Origin of the sequence: Catenuloplanes japonicus (genome assembly GCF_000717135.1) — a bacterium.
GTDB lineage: Bacteria > Actinomycetota > Actinomycetes > Mycobacteriales > Micromonosporaceae > Catenuloplanes > Catenuloplanes japonicus.
In genome coordinates this window covers 88,044-106,892 of record NZ_JNXY01000004.1, presented here as the reverse complement: position 1 = coordinate 106,892, position 18,849 = coordinate 88,044, and the positions used below count along the sequence as shown (strand labels likewise).

At 72.6% G+C, this 18,849-nt stretch carries 20 protein-coding genes; 4 read left to right on the top strand and 16 right to left on the bottom strand.

What is annotated here, in order from left to right:
- The 8 genes from OP04_RS07160 to OP04_RS07125 form a co-directional block, all read right to left on the bottom strand.
- A complete protein-coding gene (locus OP04_RS07160) occupies positions 1 to 816 on the bottom strand; it encodes a helix-turn-helix transcriptional regulator (protein WP_033338742.1) in 816 nt (271 codons plus the stop codon).
- Positions 817 to 1,055: 239 nt separating this feature from the next.
- The gene (locus OP04_RS07155; protein WP_157239415.1) at positions 1,056 to 1,487 is read right to left on the bottom strand and encodes a type II toxin-antitoxin system Phd/YefM family antitoxin; all 432 of its coding nucleotides are present in this window, start codon (positions 1,485 to 1,487) and stop codon (positions 1,056 to 1,058) included.
- Between the two features lie 35 nt (positions 1,488 to 1,522).
- Complete coding sequence (locus tag OP04_RS07150; protein ID WP_033338740.1) at positions 1,523 to 2,044, bottom strand: GNAT family N-acetyltransferase; 522 nt, start codon at positions 2,042 to 2,044, stop codon at positions 1,523 to 1,525.
- Between the two features lie 44 nt (positions 2,045 to 2,088).
- Positions 2,089 to 2,793 (bottom strand): ABC transporter ATP-binding protein, encoded by a 705-nt coding sequence (locus OP04_RS07145; RefSeq protein WP_033338739.1) that lies wholly within the window; start codon positions 2,791 to 2,793, stop codon positions 2,089 to 2,091.
- Complete coding sequence (locus OP04_RS07140; RefSeq protein WP_033338738.1) at positions 2,786 to 3,508, bottom strand: ABC transporter ATP-binding protein; 723 nt, start codon at positions 3,506 to 3,508, stop codon at positions 2,786 to 2,788. Before OP04_RS07140 ends, OP04_RS07145 begins: the two co-directional genes overlap by 8 nt.
- The gene (locus tag OP04_RS07135) at positions 3,505 to 4,452 is read right to left on the bottom strand and encodes a branched-chain amino acid ABC transporter permease (protein ID WP_033338737.1); all 948 of its coding nucleotides are present in this window, start codon (positions 4,450 to 4,452) and stop codon (positions 3,505 to 3,507) included. Before OP04_RS07135 ends, OP04_RS07140 begins: the two co-directional genes overlap by 4 nt.
- A complete protein-coding gene (locus tag OP04_RS07130; RefSeq protein WP_033338736.1) occupies positions 4,449 to 5,324 on the bottom strand; it encodes a branched-chain amino acid ABC transporter permease in 876 nt (291 codons plus the stop codon). The genes OP04_RS07135 and OP04_RS07130 overlap by 4 nt, the downstream gene beginning before the upstream one ends.
- A complete protein-coding gene (locus OP04_RS07125; RefSeq protein WP_085066291.1) occupies positions 5,324 to 6,586 on the bottom strand; it encodes an amino acid ABC transporter substrate-binding protein in 1,263 nt (420 codons plus the stop codon). The genes OP04_RS07130 and OP04_RS07125 overlap by 1 nt, the downstream gene beginning before the upstream one ends.
- 143 nt (positions 6,587 to 6,729) lie before the next feature.
- On the opposite strand from OP04_RS07125, the gene OP04_RS07120 reads away from it, so the two are divergent.
- The 3 genes from OP04_RS07120 (at position 6,730) to OP04_RS07110 (ending at position 10,163) form a co-directional block, all read left to right on the top strand.
- The gene (locus tag OP04_RS07120; RefSeq protein ID WP_033338734.1) at positions 6,730 to 8,634 is read left to right on the top strand and encodes an alpha-glucuronidase; all 1,905 of its coding nucleotides are present in this window, start codon (positions 6,730 to 6,732) and stop codon (positions 8,632 to 8,634) included.
- Between the two features lie 76 nt (positions 8,635 to 8,710).
- Positions 8,711 to 9,214, top strand: a complete 504-nt coding sequence (locus OP04_RS07115; RefSeq protein ID WP_232323503.1) for a hypothetical protein — start codon at positions 8,711 to 8,713, stop codon at positions 9,212 to 9,214.
- Between the two features lie 43 nt (positions 9,215 to 9,257).
- Positions 9,258 to 10,163: a fructosamine kinase family protein gene (locus OP04_RS07110; protein WP_051797229.1), complete on the top strand. Its 906-nt coding sequence runs from the start codon at positions 9,258 to 9,260 to the stop codon at positions 10,161 to 10,163.
- Here the strand turns inward: OP04_RS07110 and OP04_RS07105 are convergent.
- Entirely contained in the window at positions 10,113 to 10,889 is a 777-nt protein-coding gene (locus OP04_RS07105; RefSeq protein WP_051797228.1) for a class I SAM-dependent methyltransferase, read from the bottom strand. The genes OP04_RS07110 and OP04_RS07105 overlap by 51 nt on opposite strands.
- A 7-nt stretch (positions 10,890 to 10,896) precedes the next feature.
- The gene (locus tag OP04_RS07100) at positions 10,897 to 12,597 is read right to left on the bottom strand and encodes an AfsR/SARP family transcriptional regulator (protein ID WP_198153758.1); all 1,701 of its coding nucleotides are present in this window, start codon (positions 12,595 to 12,597) and stop codon (positions 10,897 to 10,899) included.
- A 186-nt stretch (positions 12,598 to 12,783) separates the two neighbouring features.
- Between OP04_RS07100 and OP04_RS07095 the strand changes: the two genes are divergently transcribed.
- Positions 12,784 to 13,242: a hypothetical protein gene (locus tag OP04_RS07095; RefSeq protein ID WP_157239412.1), complete on the top strand. Its 459-nt coding sequence runs from the start codon at positions 12,784 to 12,786 to the stop codon at positions 13,240 to 13,242.
- 10 nt (positions 13,243 to 13,252) lie between these two features.
- Here OP04_RS07095 and OP04_RS48380 read toward each other — a convergent pair whose 3' ends face one another.
- Genes OP04_RS48380 through OP04_RS07060 form a run of 6 tightly spaced genes read right to left on the bottom strand, consistent with a single transcriptional unit; the run spans position 13,253 to position 18,847 of the window.
- Positions 13,253 to 14,095 (bottom strand): recombinase family protein, encoded by an 843-nt coding sequence (locus OP04_RS48380; protein WP_157239410.1) that lies wholly within the window; start codon positions 14,093 to 14,095, stop codon positions 13,253 to 13,255.
- Positions 14,096 to 14,151: 56 nt separating this feature from the next.
- The gene (locus OP04_RS07080) at positions 14,152 to 14,652 is read right to left on the bottom strand and encodes a GNAT family N-acetyltransferase (RefSeq protein WP_051797226.1); all 501 of its coding nucleotides are present in this window, start codon (positions 14,650 to 14,652) and stop codon (positions 14,152 to 14,154) included.
- Positions 14,653 to 14,668: 16 nt separating this feature from the next.
- A complete protein-coding gene (locus OP04_RS07075) occupies positions 14,669 to 15,031 on the bottom strand; it encodes a universal stress protein (protein WP_033338730.1) in 363 nt (120 codons plus the stop codon).
- Positions 15,028 to 15,951 (bottom strand): 2-hydroxyacid dehydrogenase, encoded by a 924-nt coding sequence (locus OP04_RS07070; RefSeq protein WP_033338729.1) that lies wholly within the window; start codon positions 15,949 to 15,951, stop codon positions 15,028 to 15,030. The genes OP04_RS07075 and OP04_RS07070 overlap by 4 nt, the downstream gene beginning before the upstream one ends.
- A 9-nt stretch (positions 15,952 to 15,960) precedes the next feature.
- Entirely contained in the window at positions 15,961 to 17,289 is a 1,329-nt protein-coding gene (locus OP04_RS07065; protein ID WP_033338728.1) for an enolase C-terminal domain-like protein, read from the bottom strand.
- Positions 17,279 to 18,847, bottom strand: coding sequence for an aldehyde dehydrogenase (NADP(+)) (locus OP04_RS07060; RefSeq protein WP_033338727.1), 1,569 nt, complete (start codon positions 18,845 to 18,847; stop codon positions 17,279 to 17,281). The genes OP04_RS07065 and OP04_RS07060 overlap by 11 nt, the downstream gene beginning before the upstream one ends.
- Positions 18,848 to 18,849: the final 2 nt, after the last annotated feature.

Sequence of the window (18,849 nt, the reverse complement as noted above, 5' to 3'; positions counted from 1 at the left end):
CTAGGCGACCGCGGACAGGAGCTGGAGTTTCTCGTAGCTCTCGGTGCCGGGTACGGCCGTGAAGACCAGCAGCGTCTGGGACTGGCCGGGGTCGACGAGGGTCTGGCAGTGGAGTTCGAGCGTGCCGAGTTCCGCGTGGGAGAAGCGTTTCGGGGCGTTGTGGACGCCGGTGACCTCGTGTTCGGCCCAGATGGCGGCGAACTCGGGGCTGATCTCCAGCAGCGCGTCGACGATCTCCGTGGTGCGGGGGAGGCCGTGGCTGTACGCGTGGCGGAACCGGGCGGTGAAGTAGCGGCCGTGCATCGGGTGGTCGTCGGGCGGGTAGATCAGGCGCGAGCGCGGTTCGGTGAACCAGCGGTAGAGGACGGACCGGGACAGGCCGGTCCACCGGCTGTCGTCGCCGAGCAGCGCGATCGCCGGGCGCGTCTGTTTCAGCGTCTCGCCGAGGTGGTTGATGACCTGCGCGGGCGTGTCCTCCAGGCGGTCCAGGATGCGCATCATGCCGGGGGTGATGTGGTCGCCGCGCGGGTGGCGCTGGGGCGTGGGGTGGCCGCCGACGCGGAACAGGTGGTCGCGTTCGTCGAGGGACAGGTGCAGGCCGCGGGCGAGCGCGGCGAGCATCTGCTCGGACGGTTGCGGGCCGCGCTGCTGCTCGATCCGGCCGTAGTAGTCGGCGGACATGCCGGAGAGCGCGGCGACCTCCTCGCGGCGCAGGCCGCCGGTGCGGCGGCGCGGGCCGCGGGGGAGCCCGACGTCCTCCGGCTGCAGCGCTTCGCGGCGGGTACGCAGGAAATCGGCCAGTTGAGCCCGGTCCATGACGTTCAGTGTGCCCGAGCGGCGAACGTGAGATCAGCCGACGTGACCGGAACGTCCCGGGGGCGGGCAGGGCCGGGCCCGATGCCGTCGCCGGTGAGATGCGGGTCGGATGTGTGCATGCCCCATACGGTGCGCCGATCGGCCGGGCGGATGAAGGACCGGAGTATCCAGGGACGGAAACTCCGTGGATACGAGCGACCGGCAACGGGGCGCTGCCCTGTTACCGGTGGCACGAAAGGTCAGGCGGCGGCGCGGCCGTCGTCGGTGAGCAGTGGGCGGTGGGCGGCGCGGAGGTGGTCGACCGCGGCGTCCCGGCCGGGCGGACTGCGCCGGTCCAGCTCGGCCCACACCTCGGCCAGCGCCCTGGTCAGGGCGTCGGCCTCGGCGGCGTGCCGGGACAGCAGCTGGGCCCGCAACCGTTCCAGCCGGGCGGACCAGCCGGCGGAGGACTTCTCCGCGCGGGCGGCGGACGCGGCGGCCTCGGCGGCGCTCTGCGCGGCCTGCACGGGGACGAGCGCGGCGAGCGGGCGGTCGCCGTCCGCGATCACGGTGACGACGTCGGCGGGACCGGTGCGGGCGAGTAGTTGCGCGAGACGCGTGCGCGCGTCGCGTTGCGAAATCACCTGCCGGAAGCGGGGCTGATCGGCAGGGATCGGTGTCAGATGTGCCATGAAAGGCACCATGCCACCGGGGTACGACATTTTTGTCAGCGACGGGTGATGGCGTACTCCACCTCGCCCGATTCGGAGCCCGGAATCGGGTCGTCGAAGTGCGGGAAGAACGTGCGCACGTGCGTCAGGCCGCTCTTCTCCATCACCCGGCGGGAACGCGTGTTGACGGCCATCGTCTGTGCCCAGACCCGCTCCACGCCCAGCTCGTCGAAGGCCTTGGCGATCAGTGCGCGCGATCCCTCGGTGGCCAGTCCGCGCCCCCAGAACTCTTTCCGCAGCCGATAGCCGAGCTCCGCCGCGGACCGATCCCCGGCGATCTCGAACCATCCGGCGAACGCGCCGGTCTCCCGGAGGAACGCGGCGAACACTCCGAGATCCGGATAGTCGCGCATGAATCCGGGAAGAACGCGCTCCTCGATCTCGGCGCGCGGGGTCGGCTTGCCGTTGGTCAGGAACGCCATCACCTCCGGGTCGGCGTCCAGCGCGACGAGCAGCGCGGCGTCGTCGGCGGTGAAGTGGCGCAGCGTCAGGCGGGCGGTCTCCAGGTATGTTCCCACGTGCCGATCCTGGCCCGGCGGAAGCGGCCGTGACCAGCGATTTTCTACAGCCCGAGGTAGGCGGTGCGGACCGCGGGGTCGGTGAGCAGCGCGTCCGCGGTGCCGGTGAGCGCGACGTGACCGGTCTCGATGACGTAGCCGCGGTCGGCGACCTCCAGCGCGCGGGCCAGGTTCTGTTCGACGAGCAGGATGGTGAGGCCGGCCGCGTGCAGCTGGCGGATCGCGGCGAACATCGCGGTGACGACGACCGGGGCCAGGCCGAGGCTGGGCTCGTCCATCATCAGCAGCCGCGGGCGGGACATCAGCGCCCGCCCGATCGCGACCATCTGCTGCTCGCCGCCGGACATGCTGCCGGCCAGCTGGCGGGACCGCTTCTCCAGCACCGGGAACCGGGCGTAGACCTCGGCGAGCGTGGTCGCGCGGCGGGCGCGGGCCGGGCGGGAGTAGGCGCCGAGCTCCAGGTTCTCCCGCACGGTGAGCTGCGGCCACAGGTCGCGGCCCTCCGGGACCAGCGCGATGCCCATGCCGGGCCGCCGGTGGGCCGGGATCGTGTGCAGCGGGGCGCCGTCGAAGCGCAGCTCGCCGCGGGTGACCGGCCGGACGCCCGCGACGGCGCGCAGCGTGGTGGTCTTGCCGGCACCGTTCGCGCCGAGCAGCGTGACCAGCTCGCCCTCGTCCACGGTCAGGCTGACGCCGTGCAGCGCCTGGGCGTCGCCGTAGAACACGTCGATGTCGCGGATCTCAAGCACCGGCCGTCTCCGTTCCCAGGTAGGCCTCGATGACCAGCGGATCGTTGGCGACGTCCGCGGGCAGGCCTTCGGCGATCTTGCGGCCGTGGTCGAGCACGACGACGCGGTCGGAGAGGCTCATCAGCGCGTGCATCACGTGTTCGATCATGATGATGGCGATGCCGCGGTCGCGGATCTGCCGGATCAGGCCGACGAACGCGGCGGCCTCGACCGGGTTGAGCCCGGCCACCACCTCGTCGAGCAGCAGCACGCGCGGGCCGGTGGCGAGCGCGCGGGCCACCTCGAGGCGCTTGCGGCCGGCCAGCGTGAGTTCGCCGGGGAGACGGTCCGTGCTGTCCCCGAGGCCGATGAAGCCGAGGATCTCGCGCGGGTCGCGGCGCGCGTCGCCGGGGCGGCCGTAGTGGTGTCCCACCAGCACGTTCTCCAGCACGGTGAGGCGGGCGAACGGCCGGACGATCTGGTGGGTACGGCAGACGCCGAGATGCACGGCCCGGTGGGCGGACCGGCCGCTGACCGGTACGCCGTCGAGGAGCACCCGTCCGGCGGTGGGTTTGATCGAGCCGGCCGCGACGGAGAACAGCGTGGTCTTCCCGGCGCCGTTGGGCCCGATCAAACCGAGGATCTCGCCCTCGTCGAGGTGGAAGTCGACGTTGTCCACCGCGCGCAGCCCGCCGAAGTGCCGGCTCACGCCCTCGCCGGTCAGCAGCGCGCTCATCGCGTGATCCGGGAGAAGCGAGCGACCCGGGAGAAGCGCGCGAGCCGCGCGGCCAGCCCGGTCAGGCCGAGCGGCTCGAACAGGATGATCAGCACGAGCAGTGCGCCGTAGAGGCCCAGGTAGAACTGCGAGTAGCTGGCCAGCAGGAACTCCTGGATGATCACGAAGACCACGGCGCCCCACAGCGGCCCGAGCGCCACCCCGATGCCGCCGATCACCGCCATCAGGATCAGCGAGATCGACCGGTCGAAGCTGAACATGTCCGACGGGTCGATGAACGCCTGGTAGGAGGCGTAGAAACCGCCGCAGACGCCGACCATCGCGCCGGACAGGAACAGCACCACGTCCTGGTAGAGCACGGGGTTGACGCCCAGGTCGCCGGCGGCCTCCACGTCCTCCTTGATGGCGAGCAGCCCGAGCCCGATCCGCGACCGGCGCAGCCACCACGAGATCGCCACGGCCGCGGCGAGCAGGTAGAGGCCGTACCAGTAGAGCTCGTACTTGGTGGGGTTGCCGTCGAGCGGCAGGGACAGGCCGGACGAGCCGCCGGTGAACCCGGACCAGTAGGTGGCGCCGAGCCGGGTCGCCTCGCCGACGCCGATCGTGGCGATCGAGAAGTAGGGCCCGCGCAGTCGGAGCGTCGGATGCCCCCAGAGCAGCGCGAACACGCCCGCGGCCAGGCCGCCGACGATCCAGGCCAGGCCGAACGGCAGGCCGGTCGCCAGCATCACCCGGGCGGCGACGAACCCGCCGACGCCGAACATCGCGGCGTGGCCGAAGCTGATCTGCCCGACGAAGCCGCCGAGCCAGTTCCAGGCCAGCGCCGCGGCCATGAACATGAACGTCAGGCCGACGATGTGGTGCGTGTACTCGCTGATCGGCAGCACCAGCGGCGAGATCCAGAGCAGCACCAGCGCGGCCAGGAAGCCGCCGGCCCGGATCACCGCAGCACCCGCTGGCCGAACAGGCCGCCGGGCCGCAGCACCAGCACCACCACGAGCAGCACGAACCCGACCGCGGAGGTGAGGTAGGGCGGGACCACGTACACGGCGAAGACCTCGGCGAACGCCAGGACCAGCGCGCCGAGCGCGATGCCGATGATGCTGCCCAGCCCGCCCAGCACGATGATCACGAAGCTCTTCAGGAGCTCGCCCGCGCCGAACGACGGCGTGAACGCGAACAGCGTGGACGCGAGCACGCCGGCCAGCCCGGCGAGCGCGGTGCCCAGCCCGAACGTCAGCAGGTAGACGCGCTCGACGTTGATGCCGGCGAGCGTGCAGCTGTCCGGGTTCTGCGCGACGGCGCGGATCGCCTTGCCGAGGTAGGTGCGGGTGAGCAGCAGGTGCAGGCCGAGCAGCGCCACGATCGCCACGCCGAAGACCGCGATCCGGGTGACCGAGAACCCGCCGCCGAGGATGGTGACGGAGCTGGTCGCGTACGACGTCTGGATGACCTGCTCGTTGCCGGTGAACAGCAGGTACGCGGCATTGCGGATGATCAGCCAGACGCCGAACAGCAGCAGCAGCGACTGCACCGCCCCGGCCGGCCCGCGCGGGATGAACCGGACCAGACCGAGGTAGATCACCACGCCCACGCCGAAGAACACGACCAGCGCGATCGGGATGGCCAGGAACGGGTCGATGCGGAACCGTTCGAACAGCTGCCAGGCCAGGTACGCCGCGGCCATGATGATCCCGCCGTGCGCGAGGTTGACGATCCGCAGCACGCCGTAGATCAGGCCCAGCCCGTACGCCATCGCCGCGTAGAACCCGGCCAGCAGCACCGCCGAGATCGCCAGCGTGGTGAACTCGCCCATCAGCGCTTGCAACCGGGGTTCGGGGCGACGCCGGCGCCGGTCGCGATGTCGGCCGGGTAGATGATCGGCGAGGAGCCGTCCGGCAGGTTCTGCTGCACCACGAACGGGTAGCTGGCCTGGCCACCGCTCGCGGCCGGGTAGCTGAGCTTCCCGCCGGGCAGGATCGAGTCCATGGTCAGCGTCGCGAGCGCGTCCCGGACCTTGGTCCTGTCGACGGAGCCGGCCGTGGAGATCGCGGTGAACAGCGAGCGCGCGGCCTCGTAGCCGAGCGCCTGGTACCACTCCGGATCCGTACCGTGGCGGCTGGTGAATTCTTTGATGAACGCGCTGTTCAGGGCCGTGTTGCCGAGCTGCTTGTTCCACCAGACCGCGGACAGGATGTAGTTGATGCCGTCCTGGCCGAGCGCGGTGCGCGCGTCCGCCTCGCTCCCGCGCGCGCCGTAGGTGATCACCGGCGCGCACATGCCGGAGCTGATGAACTGCCGCTGCATGGTGATGAAGTCCGGCAGGTGCGCGTCCACCATGACCAGGTCGGCGTCGGCGGAGCGGACCGTGCTGAGGATCGCGGAGAAGTCCTTGCCGTCCAGCGCGAACGACTCGTCCACCACCACCTGGTAGTCGGTCGCGTGCGCGCCGGCGAAGCCCTTCACGCCCTCGGCGAAGTCCTCGCCGTGCGAGGTGTTCTCCCAGACCACCGCGACCTTCGCCGGCTTCGGCAGCTTGCCGGCGGCCTGCTGCGCGTTGATCCACTCCATCTCGGTGGTGGCCAGGTTCCGCACCGGGGCGAGCGCGCCGAAGACGTAGGTGAAGCCCTTGCCGTAGATGGAGGTCGCGGCGCCGCCACCGTTCACGTACGGGATCTTGTTCTGCTCCGCGACCGTGCTCTGCGCCTCGATCAGCGCGGTCGAGTAGGTGCCGAGCAGCGCGTGCACGCCGTCCTGGGTGATCAGGCGCTGCGCCAGGTTGATCGCCTTGGCCTGGTCGGTGGTGTCGTCCAGCAGCTTCAGCTCGACCGGCACCTTCGTGCCGCGCACGTCGATGCCGCCGTCCGCGTTCTCCAGCTCGACGGCCAGCTCGTAACCCTGTTTGAACCGGCCGCCGCTCTTGGACTCGGCGCCGGTCAACGGCAACGTCGCACCGATCACGATCTTCTCGGGTACGTCGTCCGCGCCGGACCCGCCGGACTCACGCTGACTCGGGGCGCACCCGGCGACGAGCAGCAACGCGGTCAGCACGGCGAAAGCTCTGGAAGTCGATGTCACGGCCGATCCCTTCCGTCCCCTGTGGAGAGATCGTCATCCTTGCATCAATCGATGAGTCGTGGTGTCTACTGTCTGACGTATCAGTTCGTGGCCACACCGGGTTCTCGGTCGCATCGATCGACGTGCATTGACATAATGCGCGGATGGCGACCGTTCCCGTGCATCCGGCCTGGCTGCCCGACGAGGCCTGGCGGCCGATCGGCTCCCGCCGCGTCCGCGTCGACCTCGACGGCACGGTGCGCGACGAGGTCCGCGACGCGTGTGCCCGGCACGGCGGCACGCTGGTCACGAACGGTCCCGCGGACCTGGTCCTGACGCACGGCGACGGCGACGGCTTCACCGTCACCCGCGAGCCGGGCGTCACCACGGTCGCCGCCGCGACGCACGCCGGCCTGCTGCACGGACTCTTCGCCACGGTACGACTCGGGGAGGCCGCGTTCACGCCCGCGCCGCCGCTGCACAGCGCGCCCGCCCACGCGCGCCGGATGCTCGACCACTGGGACAACATCGACGTCCACCCGGTCATGGGCCAGGTCGAGCGCGGCTACGCCGGCGGCTCACTGTTCTGGAAGGCCGGCGAGCTGCGCCACGACCAGCTGCGGAGGATCCGCGACTACGCCCGGCTGCTGGCCTCGATCGGCATCAACGCGGTCGCGCTCAACAACGTCAACGTGCACGACACCGAGGCGCACCTGCTGACGGACCGGCTCGCCGACATCGCGACCCTGGCCACGATCTTCCGGGGGTACGACATCCGCGTGCACCTCGCGGTCACGTTCGCCGCCCCGATGCTGCTCGGCGGCCTGGACACGGCGGACCCGCTCGACCCGGCCGTCCGCGCCTGGTGGGCGGTCACGGTCGCGCACGTCTACGAACGGATCCCGGACTTCGGCGGCCTGCTGGTCAAGGCCGACTCCGAGGGCCGGCCGGGCCCGTTCGCGTACGGCCGCACGCACGCGGACGGCGCGAACATGCTGGCCGCCGCGCTGGCCCCGCACGGCGGCGTGGTGCACTGGCGCGCGTTCGTCTACAACCACCGCCAGGACTGGCGGGACCGGTCCACGGACCGGGCGCGGGCCGCGTACGACCACTTCACGCCGCTCGACGGCGACTTCGACGACGCCGTGATCCTGCAGGTCAAGCACGGTCCGATGGACTTCCAGGTGCGCGAGCCGGTGTCGCCGGTCCTGCTCGCGATGCCGCAGACCCGGCTGGCGCTGGAGCTGCAGGTCACGCAGGAGTACACCGGCCAGCAGAAGCACGTCTGCTATCTGGCGCCGATGTGGGCGGAGGTGTTCGGCGTCCTGCCGCCGCCCGGGGACGTGGTGGCGGTCGCGAACACCGGCGACGACCCGTTCTGGACCGGGCACCCGCTCGCCCAGGCGAACCTGTACGCGTTCGGCCGGCTCGCCTGGGACCCGGCGCTGGACCCGTCCGCGATCCTGGACGAGTGGCTGAGCCTCACGTTCGACCCCGGGGACGGCCTGCGCGCCGCGTTCCACGCGATCATGGACGAGTCGTGGCGGACGTACGAGCGGTACACGGCGCCGCTCGGGGTCGGCTTCATGGTGCGGCCCGGACATCACTACGGGCCCGACGTGGACGGGTACGAGTACACGCCGTGGGGGACCTACCACTTCGCGGACCGGGAGGGCGTGGGCGTGGACCGCACGGTCGCGAGCGGGACCGGGTTCGCGGGCTGCTATCCGTACCCCTGGAACGATCTTTTCGAGTCCGTCACCGACTGCCCCGACGAGCTGCTGCTGTTCCTGCACCACGTGCCCTACACGCACCGGCTGCGCACCGGCCGCACCGTGATCCAGCACATCTACGACACCCACTTCACCGGCGCCGCCGAGACCGAGCGCATGCGTGACCTGTGGCGCGCCGTGAAGCCGTCCGGCCTGCTCACCCCGGACCTGCACGCCCGCGTAGCCACGCTGCTCGACGAACAGGTCCGTTCCGCCACCGAATGGCGCGACCAGCTCAACACCTACTTCTTCCGCAAATCCGGCATCCCCGACAACCGCGGCCGCCTGATCCACTGACGCTGGCGCATCGGCGACGGTGGAGGGCGGCCTAAACGGCTGGCGGGGTGGGTGGCCCGTGGGTCATCGTGGGGTGGTGATCACAGTCCAGCGAGTACGGGTGCGGTGGGACGCGGCGGCGCGCGGTGCGCAGCACGCCGACCTCCGGCGCGGCCTGAGTCACCCGATGCCGCTGCCGGCCCGCCGGGTCGCCTTCCACGACGTGCTCTACGACGGGACGGACGGCTACACCCGTCAGGAGGACGTGCGCGACGAGGCGGCTCCCGACCTGGGCATGCGGCTCACCGTCCGGGACTCGGCGGTCGTCGTCGACCGGATGCCGGGGCACGCGGCGTACCCCCGTGATTCCGGCAAGACGCGCCTGTTCATCCTCGAACCCGGCCAGACCGGGCGCTACCGGGCGAACTTCCGGTTCACCCGGACCCAGTGCCCGTGCAATCCCAGCTGGTACTACGAGGACTGGCTCGTGCACATCGCCCACGGCGCATCCGAGCCCGACCGTTTCGTCCGCGCCGCGCCGGACCACGACGCGGACCACCGCGTGAACCTCTACGGCGGCCGGGCGATCGCTCACCGATAGGCGGACCAGATGATGAACAGCCAGGACCGGGGATAGCCCGCAGATGGGTCATCCCTTGCGGCAGCCGCCCGTGGTGCGGGAGATCGAGCGGGCGGCCTCCTCACATCTGGGCAGGCCGTGGCGCGTCGCCGGGTTCACCGGCCTGGACGACCGGGCGTCGCACCCCTGCGGCCTCCTGCACGGCGTCTCGCTGTCGGTGTTCGCGAAGATCGGCAGCGAGGAGCAGTTCGCGGCGGAGCTGGCCGGCCTCCGGCTGGTCCGCGACCTGACGGCCGTGGCGACGCCGCCCCCGATCGGCGTGATCCGCACCGAAGCGGGCGCGGTCCTGCTGCTGGAGGCGGTGGCCGAGGTCCCGCCGCACGCGCGGACGAGCGCGCACTGGCGTGCCCTCGGCCACTCGCTCGCCCTCGCGCACCGGACGCACGCCCCGCACTTCGGCCTGGCCGGACACGACGGTTTCTTCGGCCCGCTGCGGCAGGACAACCGGCCGGTGAGCACGGACCGCTGGGCCGACTTCTACGCCGAGCGCCGCCTCCTGCCGCACCTGCGCGAGGCCGTCGACTCCGGCAACCTGCCGCCCGCGCTGCACCGCCACGTCGAGCGGCTGATCACCCGGCTTCCGTCCCTGTGCGGCCCGGAGCCGCGCCCCTCGCTGCTGCACGGCGACGCCCAGCAGAACAACCTGCTCACCACCGCGCACGGCGCGGTCTGGGTCGACGTGGCCCCCTACTTCGGTCACCCCGAGGTCGACCTGGCGCTGCTCGACTACTTCGCGCCGGTGCCGGACGAGGTCTTCCACGCCTACGCGGAGGTCACGCCGATCGACGCGGGATTCGCGCGGCGGAAAGAGCTGTGGCGGCTGTTCGGCTATCTGGCGGTGGTCACCGTGGACGGCGCCTCAGCGTTCGGCCGCCCCTTCCTGGACCGGATCGCCGGTGTCGACGGGTAGCAGGACGGCGGTGTACTCGTACGACTCGGTGAGCAACCGCAGGCCGCCCGGGGCGCGGGAGGTGACCGTGTCCAGGCGCAGGCCGGTGCCCTCCAGCAGCAGGCGCAGGTCGGCGGGGGAGTAGCAGCGCAACACCTGGGTGATCTTCTCGTCCGGCGTGGCCGCGTCCCACCAGGTGTCGTGTGCCGTGCTGGTCGCCGCGTCGAAGTGGATCTCCTGGTGCAGCTCATGGGCGTACCCACGGGAAGGGTCCGGGAATTTGTGGTCCTTCGTGCCGTGCAGGCGCGCCCAGACCAGCGGGTTGAACACGTCGATCAGCGCCACGCCGCCGGGCCGCAGCCACTCCGCGGCGATGCGCCGCAGCAGACGCCGCTGGTCCTGGTCCGTACCGACGCCGAACCCGTTCCAATAGCAGACCACGTCGAAGCGCCCGTCGAGCGTGACGTCGTAGAAGCTGCCCCCGGCCACGGTCAGGCCGGGCATCGCCGGCGTGTGCCGCACCCGGTCGCTGAGCTCCACCGCGGTGACGTCGAAGCCGTCCTCCACGGCCGCGACCGCGGTCATCCCGTAACCCGACCCCAGCTCCAGCACGCGTGCCGGCCCGTCGCCGGCGTGCGCGCGCAGCATCCGCACGCGCGCACGGTCCCGTTCGGACACCCGCGCCTCGGCCGGACCCCACCAGGACCCGGTCCGCGAGTAGAACCCCTCGACCCATTCCAGACCCACCAGCGCATTATCGCCCGAGCTGGGTGGCGTAGGCACGCAGCAGCGTGTGCAACCGGTAGCGGCCGGGCCGGTGCTCGGTCAGCAGGTTGATCCGGGCCAGCTCGGTGAGCAGCGCGCGGGCCCGGTCCGGCTCGACCCCGGCGAGCCCGGCCGTGGCCGCCGCGTCCACGTCCGGCCCGGGGACGTGCCCGAGAAGCCGGAACAGGTGCGCGGCCGGTGTGCTGAGCGCCCGGTAGGACGCGGTGAACGCGGTCCGGACGCAGGCCGCGGCGTCGCCGCCGTCGAACGGGCCGAGGCCGCCGAGGTCGAGCTCCTCGCGGACGTCCGCGAGGCTGTGCCGGACGGCGGCGCGGGCCGCGACGATGCCGAGCGCGAGCGGCAGCCGCCCGCAGCGCGCGATGACGTGGTCCGCGAGCGCGGGTTCGAGCCGTGCGCCGAGCCGGGCGGTGAGGAAGTCGCGCGCCTCGGCCTCGGTGAGCACGTCGAGCGGCAGCAGGTGGGCGTCGTCCGTGACCGCGAGGCCGATCAGCTGGTCGCGGCTGGTGACCAGCACGGTCGTGGTACGCCCGCCGGGCAGCAGCGGCCGGACCTGCTCCGCGTTGCGCGCGTTGTCCAGGATCAGCAGCACGCGGCGTCCGGCCAGCCGGCTGCGGTAGAGCGGCAGCGGGTCGGCCGGGATCCGGGCCTGGTTCACGCCGAGCGCGCGCAGCATGCCGCGCGCGGCGTCGGCCGGGTCGAGCGCGGACGCGGACGGGCTGAAGCCGCGCAGGTCCGCGTAGAGCTGCCCGTCCGGGAACCGGTGCGCGGCCCGGTGCGCCCAGTGCACGGCCAGCGCGGTCTTGCCGACGCCGGGCATGCCGCTGATCGCGACCGGCCCGTGCGCGGTCAGCGCGTCCAGCCGCCGCAGCTCGGGCGCGCGGCCGGTGAACCGGGCCGCGTCGCGGGGCAGCTGCGCGGGCGCGGGCGTGAGGTCGGCGCCGCGCAGCACCTCGTAGTACGCCGCGCGGGCCGCCGGTCCCGGGTCGGTGCCGAGCTCGTCGGCGAGGACCGCGCGCGCCCGGCCGTAGACGTCGAGCGCCTCCGCGGTCCGGCCGGTGGCGGCCAGCGCGCGCATCAGCACCGTGGTCAGCGACTCCATCAGCGGGTGCCGGGCCGCGAGCGCGGTGAGCGGCCGGATGACCGAGGCCGGGTCGCCGGCGCGCAGCTCCGCGTACGCCCAGGCGACGACCGCGTCCAGGTGCTGCTGCCGCCACGACTGCCGGACCTGCTCTGCCCACCCGCCGGGGATGCCGCCGAGCGGGTCGCCCCGCCACAGGCCCATCGCCTGGCGCAGCACGTGCAGGCGGCGGCGATCCGGGCAGTCCGGGTCGCGGGCCTGCCCGAGCAGCAGGTCGAAGCGGTGCAGGTCGACGCGTTCCGGGTCGACGTCGACCTGGTAGCCGCCGCGCAGCCTGGTCAGCCGCACGTCGGCCGGCCCGGCCTCGCGCAGCTGCCGCCGGATCCGGCTGATGTGGATCTGGACGACGCGGCCGGCATGGTCCGGCGCCTCACCGTCCCAGACCCGGTCGATCAGCGTGCCGAGCGGCACCGGACGGCCGGCGTCGACCAGCAGCGCGGTGAGCACCGCGTTCTGCTGCGGTCGTTGCGGCGGCACGATGCGCCCGTCGGCACGCACGTCCACGTTGCCGATCAGTCTGAACTCGATCACGAGCACCCCCGTGTGTGATCCCACGCCAGAATCCGTCGATATCGATGCCGGCACAAGGGTGTTTGCGCATGTGCGACAGCGGCGGCAACACCGCGGCAGCATTCCGGCCTATCGGCGGGCCGCAGTCTGGGCCGGCTCGGGAACCGGAATCCGCCGGTTCCGCGCCGAGACCGAGGAGTGGCTCTGATGTTTGTCAAACGCGCGATGGCCGGTCTGTTCGCGGCCCTTGCGGTGCTGGCGCTCGCCGCCGCACCGGCGGAGGCAGCGCCCGCGGCACCGCAGGACCGGGTGGCGATCGCGCCGGCCGCGCCGGTACGGGCCGCGACCGCGCTGGCGACCTCGCCCTACACGTCGCCGGGGACCACGGCCGGGCACTACGCGCCCGGCGCCACCTACACCTGCCCGGCCGGCAACTTCTGCGCGCTGGTCTGGGACCCGACCGTGGGGCTGTGGGAGCTGTTCCGGCTCTACAACTGCAACCGGTACTACGTGTCCTACTGGAACGACTGGGGCGTGGCGTGGAACAACCAGACCGGTGGCGCGGTGGCGACGGTCTACGACCAGTCCAGCGCGATCGACTGGATCGGCGTCGGCTCCGCGTTCAGCTACTACTGGAACCCGGTCTGGTCGATCCGTAACTGCTGACCGTTCCCGATCAGCGGTGGCCGGGGAAGATCCCGGCCACCGTCTCGGCGATGGCGAGGTGGGCGCCGGTCAGGCCGCGGGTGTCGCGGATGCCGGCGTACGGGTCGTCGCCGTCCGGGCTGACCAGCTCGCCGTGCCGGACCCACACGTCGTCCGGCCGGATCAGGTAGTTCGTGGTGAGCACGGTGGCGCGGTGGGCGAGCAGGAACTCCAGGACCGCGTGCAGGTGGGCGCTGTCGCGGGCGTACCGGCTGAGCGCGGGCACGTGCAGCACGTCGCCGGACGCGGCGCGCCGCAGCAGCCCGCGCAGTTCCTCGTCCGCGAACAGTGGCAGCGGCGGGACCGGTGCGTCCGGCAGGCGCAGGTCGTGCCGGCCGCCGTCGGCGAACACGTCGGTCAGCGCGGTCAGGCACGCCCAGGCGCGCGGGGAGCGCGCGGCCAGGCCGGAGAACGGGCCGGTGCCGGCGGACGGCAGCGGTTCGCGCTGCCGGGCGCCGAGGAAGTGGGACAGCGGCGCGGCCGCGTAGCGCAGCACGGCCGCGACCCCGTACGACGGCGCGCCGTCCCGGCAGGCCCGGTCCAGCAGCGGCTCGTTACGGACCACGAGCGTGACCTTGGCCTTGAGGTCCAGCGGCGCATCGGTGGGCTCGCGGTCGAAGGACTCCTCCACGAACGGCGCGATCAGCACGTCCTGCTCCCGGGGCGGCCGCACGGCCAGCTCCTCGGCGCGGGCGAGCACGGCGACGCCGATCCGCCGGGCGAGGCCGGGCTCGACCTCGCACACGTCGGTCAGCATGCCGGGCAGCGTCTGGTCGCAGTAGGCGACCATGAACCCGGGATCGGGAAGGGTCATCGAGCCGAGAATATTTGCGGGCGCGGGTGCGACGCGGGGAAACGCCCGGATGGGCGTCAGGGGCGGGTCATCGCGAAGCGCAGCGCGCCGTCGACCGCGTCCGGCGTCTGCCGCCGCAGGCCGAGGCGGGTCAGGAGCGCGGCGGAGGCCTCGTTGCCGCGGTCGCAGCCGGCCGTGACGCGGGTCAGGTCCAGCGTGCCGAACACGTAGCCGAGGAACGCGGTCATCGCCTCCCGGCCGTACCCCCGGCGGTGGTGTGCGGGGTGGAACTGGAAGCCGATGTCGCCCTCCTCGGCGGATGCCAGGAAGACGCCGACGTCGCCGATGACCGTGCCGGTCGCGGTGAGCACGACGGCGTAGCCGTGCCAGCGCTTGAGCTCGCGTTCGTCCAGGACCGCCTGGTCGGCGAGGTAGCGGGCGGCCCGCTCCGGGTCCATCGGCTCGCCCGGCATGTACCGGCGGACCAGCGGGTGGGCGTGGTAGGCCGCGAAGTCGTCGTAGTCCTCGGGTGCGAAGCGCCGGATCATCAGTCGCGGCGTGCGCAGTGCCTCGATCATCGCGGCATGGTAGCGGTCAGTCCGCCGCCCCCGCAGGGGGTTTCACCGCGAGCACGGGGCAGTGCGCCTCCAGCAGGATGCGCTGGGCCAGGTCGCCGACCAGCATCTTGCCGATCGGTGAGCGCCGCCGCATGCCGACCACGATCATCTCCACGTCCTCCTGGTAGGAGGCGTCGATGAGGTGCTCGCCGAGGTCGCCGCCCACGGCACCGGTGCTGACCGGCACGCCGTCGGCCACGGACATCAGCCGGGACAGCACCTCGGCGGGCAGGTCACCGACGACGGTCAGGCCGGTGCCGCGCAGCCGGGCCTCCTGCGCGGCGCGGTCCAGCGCGGCCCAGCCCTCGGCGCCGCGGGTCCAGGCGGCCACCACGGTCATGATCCGCTCACCGGTGTCACCAGCGTCCCGTCCGTGAGGAACCGCGCCACGTTGGCCAGCGTCAGGTCGGCCATGGCCCGCCGCGTCTCCTCGGTGCCGCTGCCCAGGTGCGGTGTCAGGACCACACGGTCACAATCGAACAGCGCCGGGGGTACGTGTGGCTCGTCCGCGAACGTGTCGAGCCCGGCGCCGGCGAGCCGCCCCTCGACGAGCGCGGCGACCAGCGCGTCCTCGTCGACGACGGAGCCGCGGGAGACGTTGACCAGGAAGCCGCGCGGCCCGAGCGCGTCCAGGACGTCGGCGGAGACCAGGCCGCGGGTGTGCGCGCCGCCGGACACGGCCACGATCAGCACGTCGACGACCTCGGCCAGCGCCACCGGGCTCGCGACATAGCGGTATGAAACGTCCTTCGGGTTCCTGTTGTGGTACGAGATGTCGCATCCGAAGGCGGTGAGGCGCTGCGCGATCGCCTGGCCGATCCGGCCGAGGCCGAGGATGCCGACCCGGGCGCCACTGACCTTGCGGGCCAGTGGCGGGTTGCCGTGGGCGGGCCAGTCGCCGCGGCGCACGTAGCGGTCGGCGGCGCTGAGCCCGCGCATCACGTCGATGGTCAGGCCGACCGCGGTGTCCGCGACGCAGTCGTCGAGCACGTCCGGCGTGTTGGACACGACGATGCCGCGGCGGGTGGCCTCGGCGACGTCGGTGGTGTCGTACCCGACGCCGAAGTTGATCACGGCGCGGAGCTTGGGCAGCCGGGCCATCAGCGCGGCGTCCACGCCGGTGCGCCCGGACGTGACGGCCACGGTCACGTCGTCGAACGCGCCGTCCGCGAACTCGTCCGGTAGCCTCCGCGCGCCGTGGTCGGCTTCGAGCGCCGCCACGAGAAAGGGCATCAACGGCCCCACCTGCACCACTGTCATGGCATTCTCCTATCGGACCAGCGCGGGGCGCTTCGGGTCGAACGACCAGCCGGGCACCAGATATTGCATCGCGATCGCGTCGTCCCGGCCACCGAGGCCCTGGGACAGGTACAGCTCGTGGGCGGCGCCGAGGCGCTCCTCGTCCAGCGTGACACCGAGGCCGGGCGTGGCGGGCACGTCCACGTACCCTCCGGTGATCGTGAACGGCGCGGTGGTGAGGCGCTGGCCGTCCTGCCAGATCCAGTGCGTGTCGATCGCGGTCACGTCGCCCGGCGCCGCGGCCGCGACGTGCGTGAACATGGCCAGCGAGATGTCGAAGTGGTTGTTCGAGTGCGAGCCCCAGGTCAGCCCCCAGGCGTCGCAGAGCTGCGCGACGCGCACGGACGCCTGCATGCCCCAGAAGTGCGGGTCGGCGAGCGGGATGTCGACCGCGCCGGCCCGGACCGCGTGGCCGAGCTCGCGCCAGTCGGTGGCGATCATGTTGGTGGCGGTCGGCAGTCCGGTGGCGCGCTTGAACTCGGCCATCACCTCGCGCCCGGAGTAGCCGCCCTCGCCGCCGCACGGGTCCTCCGCGTAGGCGACGACGTCGCGCATGGCCCGGCCGTACTCGATGGCGTCTTTCAGCAGCCAGCCGCCGTTCGGGTCGAGCGTGATCCGGGCGTCCGGGAAGCGGCGCTTCAGCGCGGTGACGGCCTCGACCTCGTCCGGGCCGGCCAGCACGCCGCCCTTGAGTTTGAAGTCCTCGAAGCCGTAGCGGGCGTGCGCGGCCTCGGCCAGCGCCACGATCGCGTCCGGCGTGAGCGCGGGCTCGTCGCGCAGCCGCGTCCAGTCGTCCGTGTGGTCGCCGCTGCGATAGGCCAGGCCGGTCTGCCTGCGGTCACCGACGAAGAACAGATATCCGAGGGTACGCACGCGGTCCCGCTGCCGTCCGTCACCGAGCAGATCGCAGACCGGCACGCCGAGGTGCTTGCCGAGCAGGTCCAGCAGCGCGGCCTCGAGCGCGGTCGCCACGTGCACGGTGACGCGCAGGTCGAACGTCTGCGCGCCGCGCCCGCCCGCGTCCCGCCCGGCGAATCGCGCTCGCACCGTTTTCAGTACGGCGAGCCAGTTCCCGACCGACTGACCGACGACCAGCTCCTCCGCCTCGGTCAGCGTGCGGACGATCTTCTCGCCGCCCGGGACCTCGCCGACGCCGGTGCTGCCGTCGGACGCGGTCAGCACCACCACGGTCCGGGTGAAGTACGGCCCGTGCGCGCCGCTGAGGTTGAGCAGCATGCTGTCCTCGCCGGCGACCGGGACCACGCGCATCCCGGTGACGATGGGGGTGCTATCGGCCATCGATCCTCCTCGGCAGGCCCAGCGTGTTCGCGTCGTCCAGGCCCGCGGGCAGCAGCCAGGACGGCAGGTTCTGGTACGCCACCGGCCGCAGGAACCGCTCGATCGCGGCCGTGCCGACCGACGTGGTGCGCGCGTCCGACGTGGCCGGGTACGGCCCGCCGTGCACGATCGCATGCCCGACCTCGACACCGGTCGGCCAGCCGTTGACGACGATCCGCCCGGCCTTGCGCTCCAGCAGCGGCAGCAGCGCCCGTGCCAGCTCCTGATCATCCTCGTCCGCATGCACGGTCAGCGTGAGCTGCCCCTCCAGTCCCTCGACGATCTCGGCCAGCGCGTCCGCGGTCGGCGCGGTGACGATCACGGAGCTGGCGCCGAACACCTCCTCGGTGAGCGCCGGGTCCGCGTCCAGCTCCGCCTTCGTGGTCCGGAACAGGAACGCCTGGCCGGGCGCGGCGATGGAGGCGTCCTCCCGGCCGACCGCGATCGTGACGACACCGGTCGCGTCCTGCAGCCGACCCACACCCTCGGTGAACGCGCGCTGAATGCCGGGGGAGAGCATCGGCGCGGCCGGCACGTCGCGCAGCGCGGCCGCGGCGGCGTCGGACAGCGCGCCCACGCCGGGCCCGTCGACCGTGAGGACCAGGCCGGGGCTGGTGCACAGCTGCCCCTGGCCGACCGTCATAGAGCCGACCAGGCCGCGGCCGATCTCGGCGCCGCGGCTCAGCAGTGCGGCCGGGAGGACCAGCACCGGGTTGATGCTGGACATCTCCGCGTAGACCGGGATCGGCTCCGGGCGGGCCTGCGCGGCCGCGACCAGCGCGAGCCCGCCGGACCGGGATCCGGTGAACCCGACCGCCTTGATCCGCGGGTCGGTGACCAGCGCGATGCCGACCTCGCGGCCGTTGCCGAACAGCATGGAGAACACGCCCTCGGGCAGCCCGTGCTCCGCTACCGCTGCCTGGATCACGCGGCCGACCAGCTCGGACGTGCCCGGGTGCGCGCTGTGCGCCTTCACGATCACCGGTGCGCCGGCCGCGAGCGCGGACGCGGTGTCGCCGCCGGCCACGGAGAACGCGAGCGGGAAGTTGCTGGCCGAGAAGACCGCGACCGGGCCGACCGGGACGTACCGGCGGCGCAGGTCCGGGCGGGGGAGCGGCGTGCGGTCCGGCAGCGCCGGGTCGATGTGCACGCCGAGGAAGCCGCCGTCGCGGACCACGGCCGCGAACAGCCGCAGCTGGTTCGTGGTGCGGGCCAGCTCACCGCCGGCGCGCGCGGCCGGGATGCCGGTCTCCGCGCCGACGCGGGCGATCAGCTCTTCGCCGATCGTGTCGAGCCCGTCCGCGATGGTGGTCAGCAGCGCGGACCGGGTCTCGAGCGGCGTTTCGCGGTAGGCGTCGAACGCCTGCTCTGCGAGCTCGGCCGCGCGTGCGACATCGGCTACGCCGGCCAGGCCGTACGACGGCTCCAGCTTCTCGCCCGTGCGCGGGTCGATCGCGGAGATCTCGCCGTGCGTGCCACGGACCGCGGCAGCGCCTATGAGAAGGTCACCGGTCAGCATCG

What these genes read in the sequence shown, in the direction of transcription:
- OP04_RS07110 (WP_051797229.1), top strand. Translation starts at nt 9,258, where the DNA reads ATGGGTCATCCCTTGCGGCAGCCGCCCGTGGTGCGGGAGATCGAGCGG.
- OP04_RS07080 (WP_051797226.1), bottom strand. Translation starts at nt 14,652, where the DNA reads ATGATCGAGGCACTGCGCACGCCGCGACTGATGATCCGGCGCTTCGCA.
- OP04_RS07060 (WP_033338727.1), bottom strand. Translation starts at nt 18,847, where the DNA reads ATGCTGACCGGTGACCTTCTCATAGGCGCTGCCGCGGTCCGTGGCACG.
- OP04_RS07070 (WP_033338729.1), bottom strand. Translation starts at nt 15,951, where the DNA reads ATGACAGTGGTGCAGGTGGGGCCGTTGATGCCCTTTCTCGTGGCGGCG.
- OP04_RS07140 (WP_033338738.1), bottom strand. Translation starts at nt 3,508, where the DNA reads ATGAGCGCGCTGCTGACCGGCGAGGGCGTGAGCCGGCACTTCGGCGGG.
- OP04_RS07095 (WP_157239412.1), top strand. Translation starts at nt 12,784, where the DNA reads ATGTTTGTCAAACGCGCGATGGCCGGTCTGTTCGCGGCCCTTGCGGTG.
- OP04_RS48380 (WP_157239410.1), bottom strand. Translation starts at nt 14,095, where the DNA reads ATGACCCTTCCCGATCCCGGGTTCATGGTCGCCTACTGCGACCAGACG.
- OP04_RS07120 (WP_033338734.1), top strand. Translation starts at nt 6,730, where the DNA reads ATGGCGACCGTTCCCGTGCATCCGGCCTGGCTGCCCGACGAGGCCTGG.
- OP04_RS07160 (WP_033338742.1), bottom strand. Translation starts at nt 816, where the DNA reads ATGGACCGGGCTCAACTGGCCGATTTCCTGCGTACCCGCCGCGAAGCG.
- OP04_RS07130 (WP_033338736.1), bottom strand. Translation starts at nt 5,324, where the DNA reads ATGGGCGAGTTCACCACGCTGGCGATCTCGGCGGTGCTGCTGGCCGGG.
- OP04_RS07075 (WP_033338730.1), bottom strand. Translation starts at nt 15,031, where the DNA reads ATGACCGTGGTGGCCGCCTGGACCCGCGGCGCCGAGGGCTGGGCCGCG.
- OP04_RS07065 (WP_033338728.1), bottom strand. Translation starts at nt 17,289, where the DNA reads ATGGCCGATAGCACCCCCATCGTCACCGGGATGCGCGTGGTCCCGGTC.
- OP04_RS07155 (WP_157239415.1), bottom strand. Translation starts at nt 1,487, where the DNA reads ATGGCACATCTGACACCGATCCCTGCCGATCAGCCCCGCTTCCGGCAG.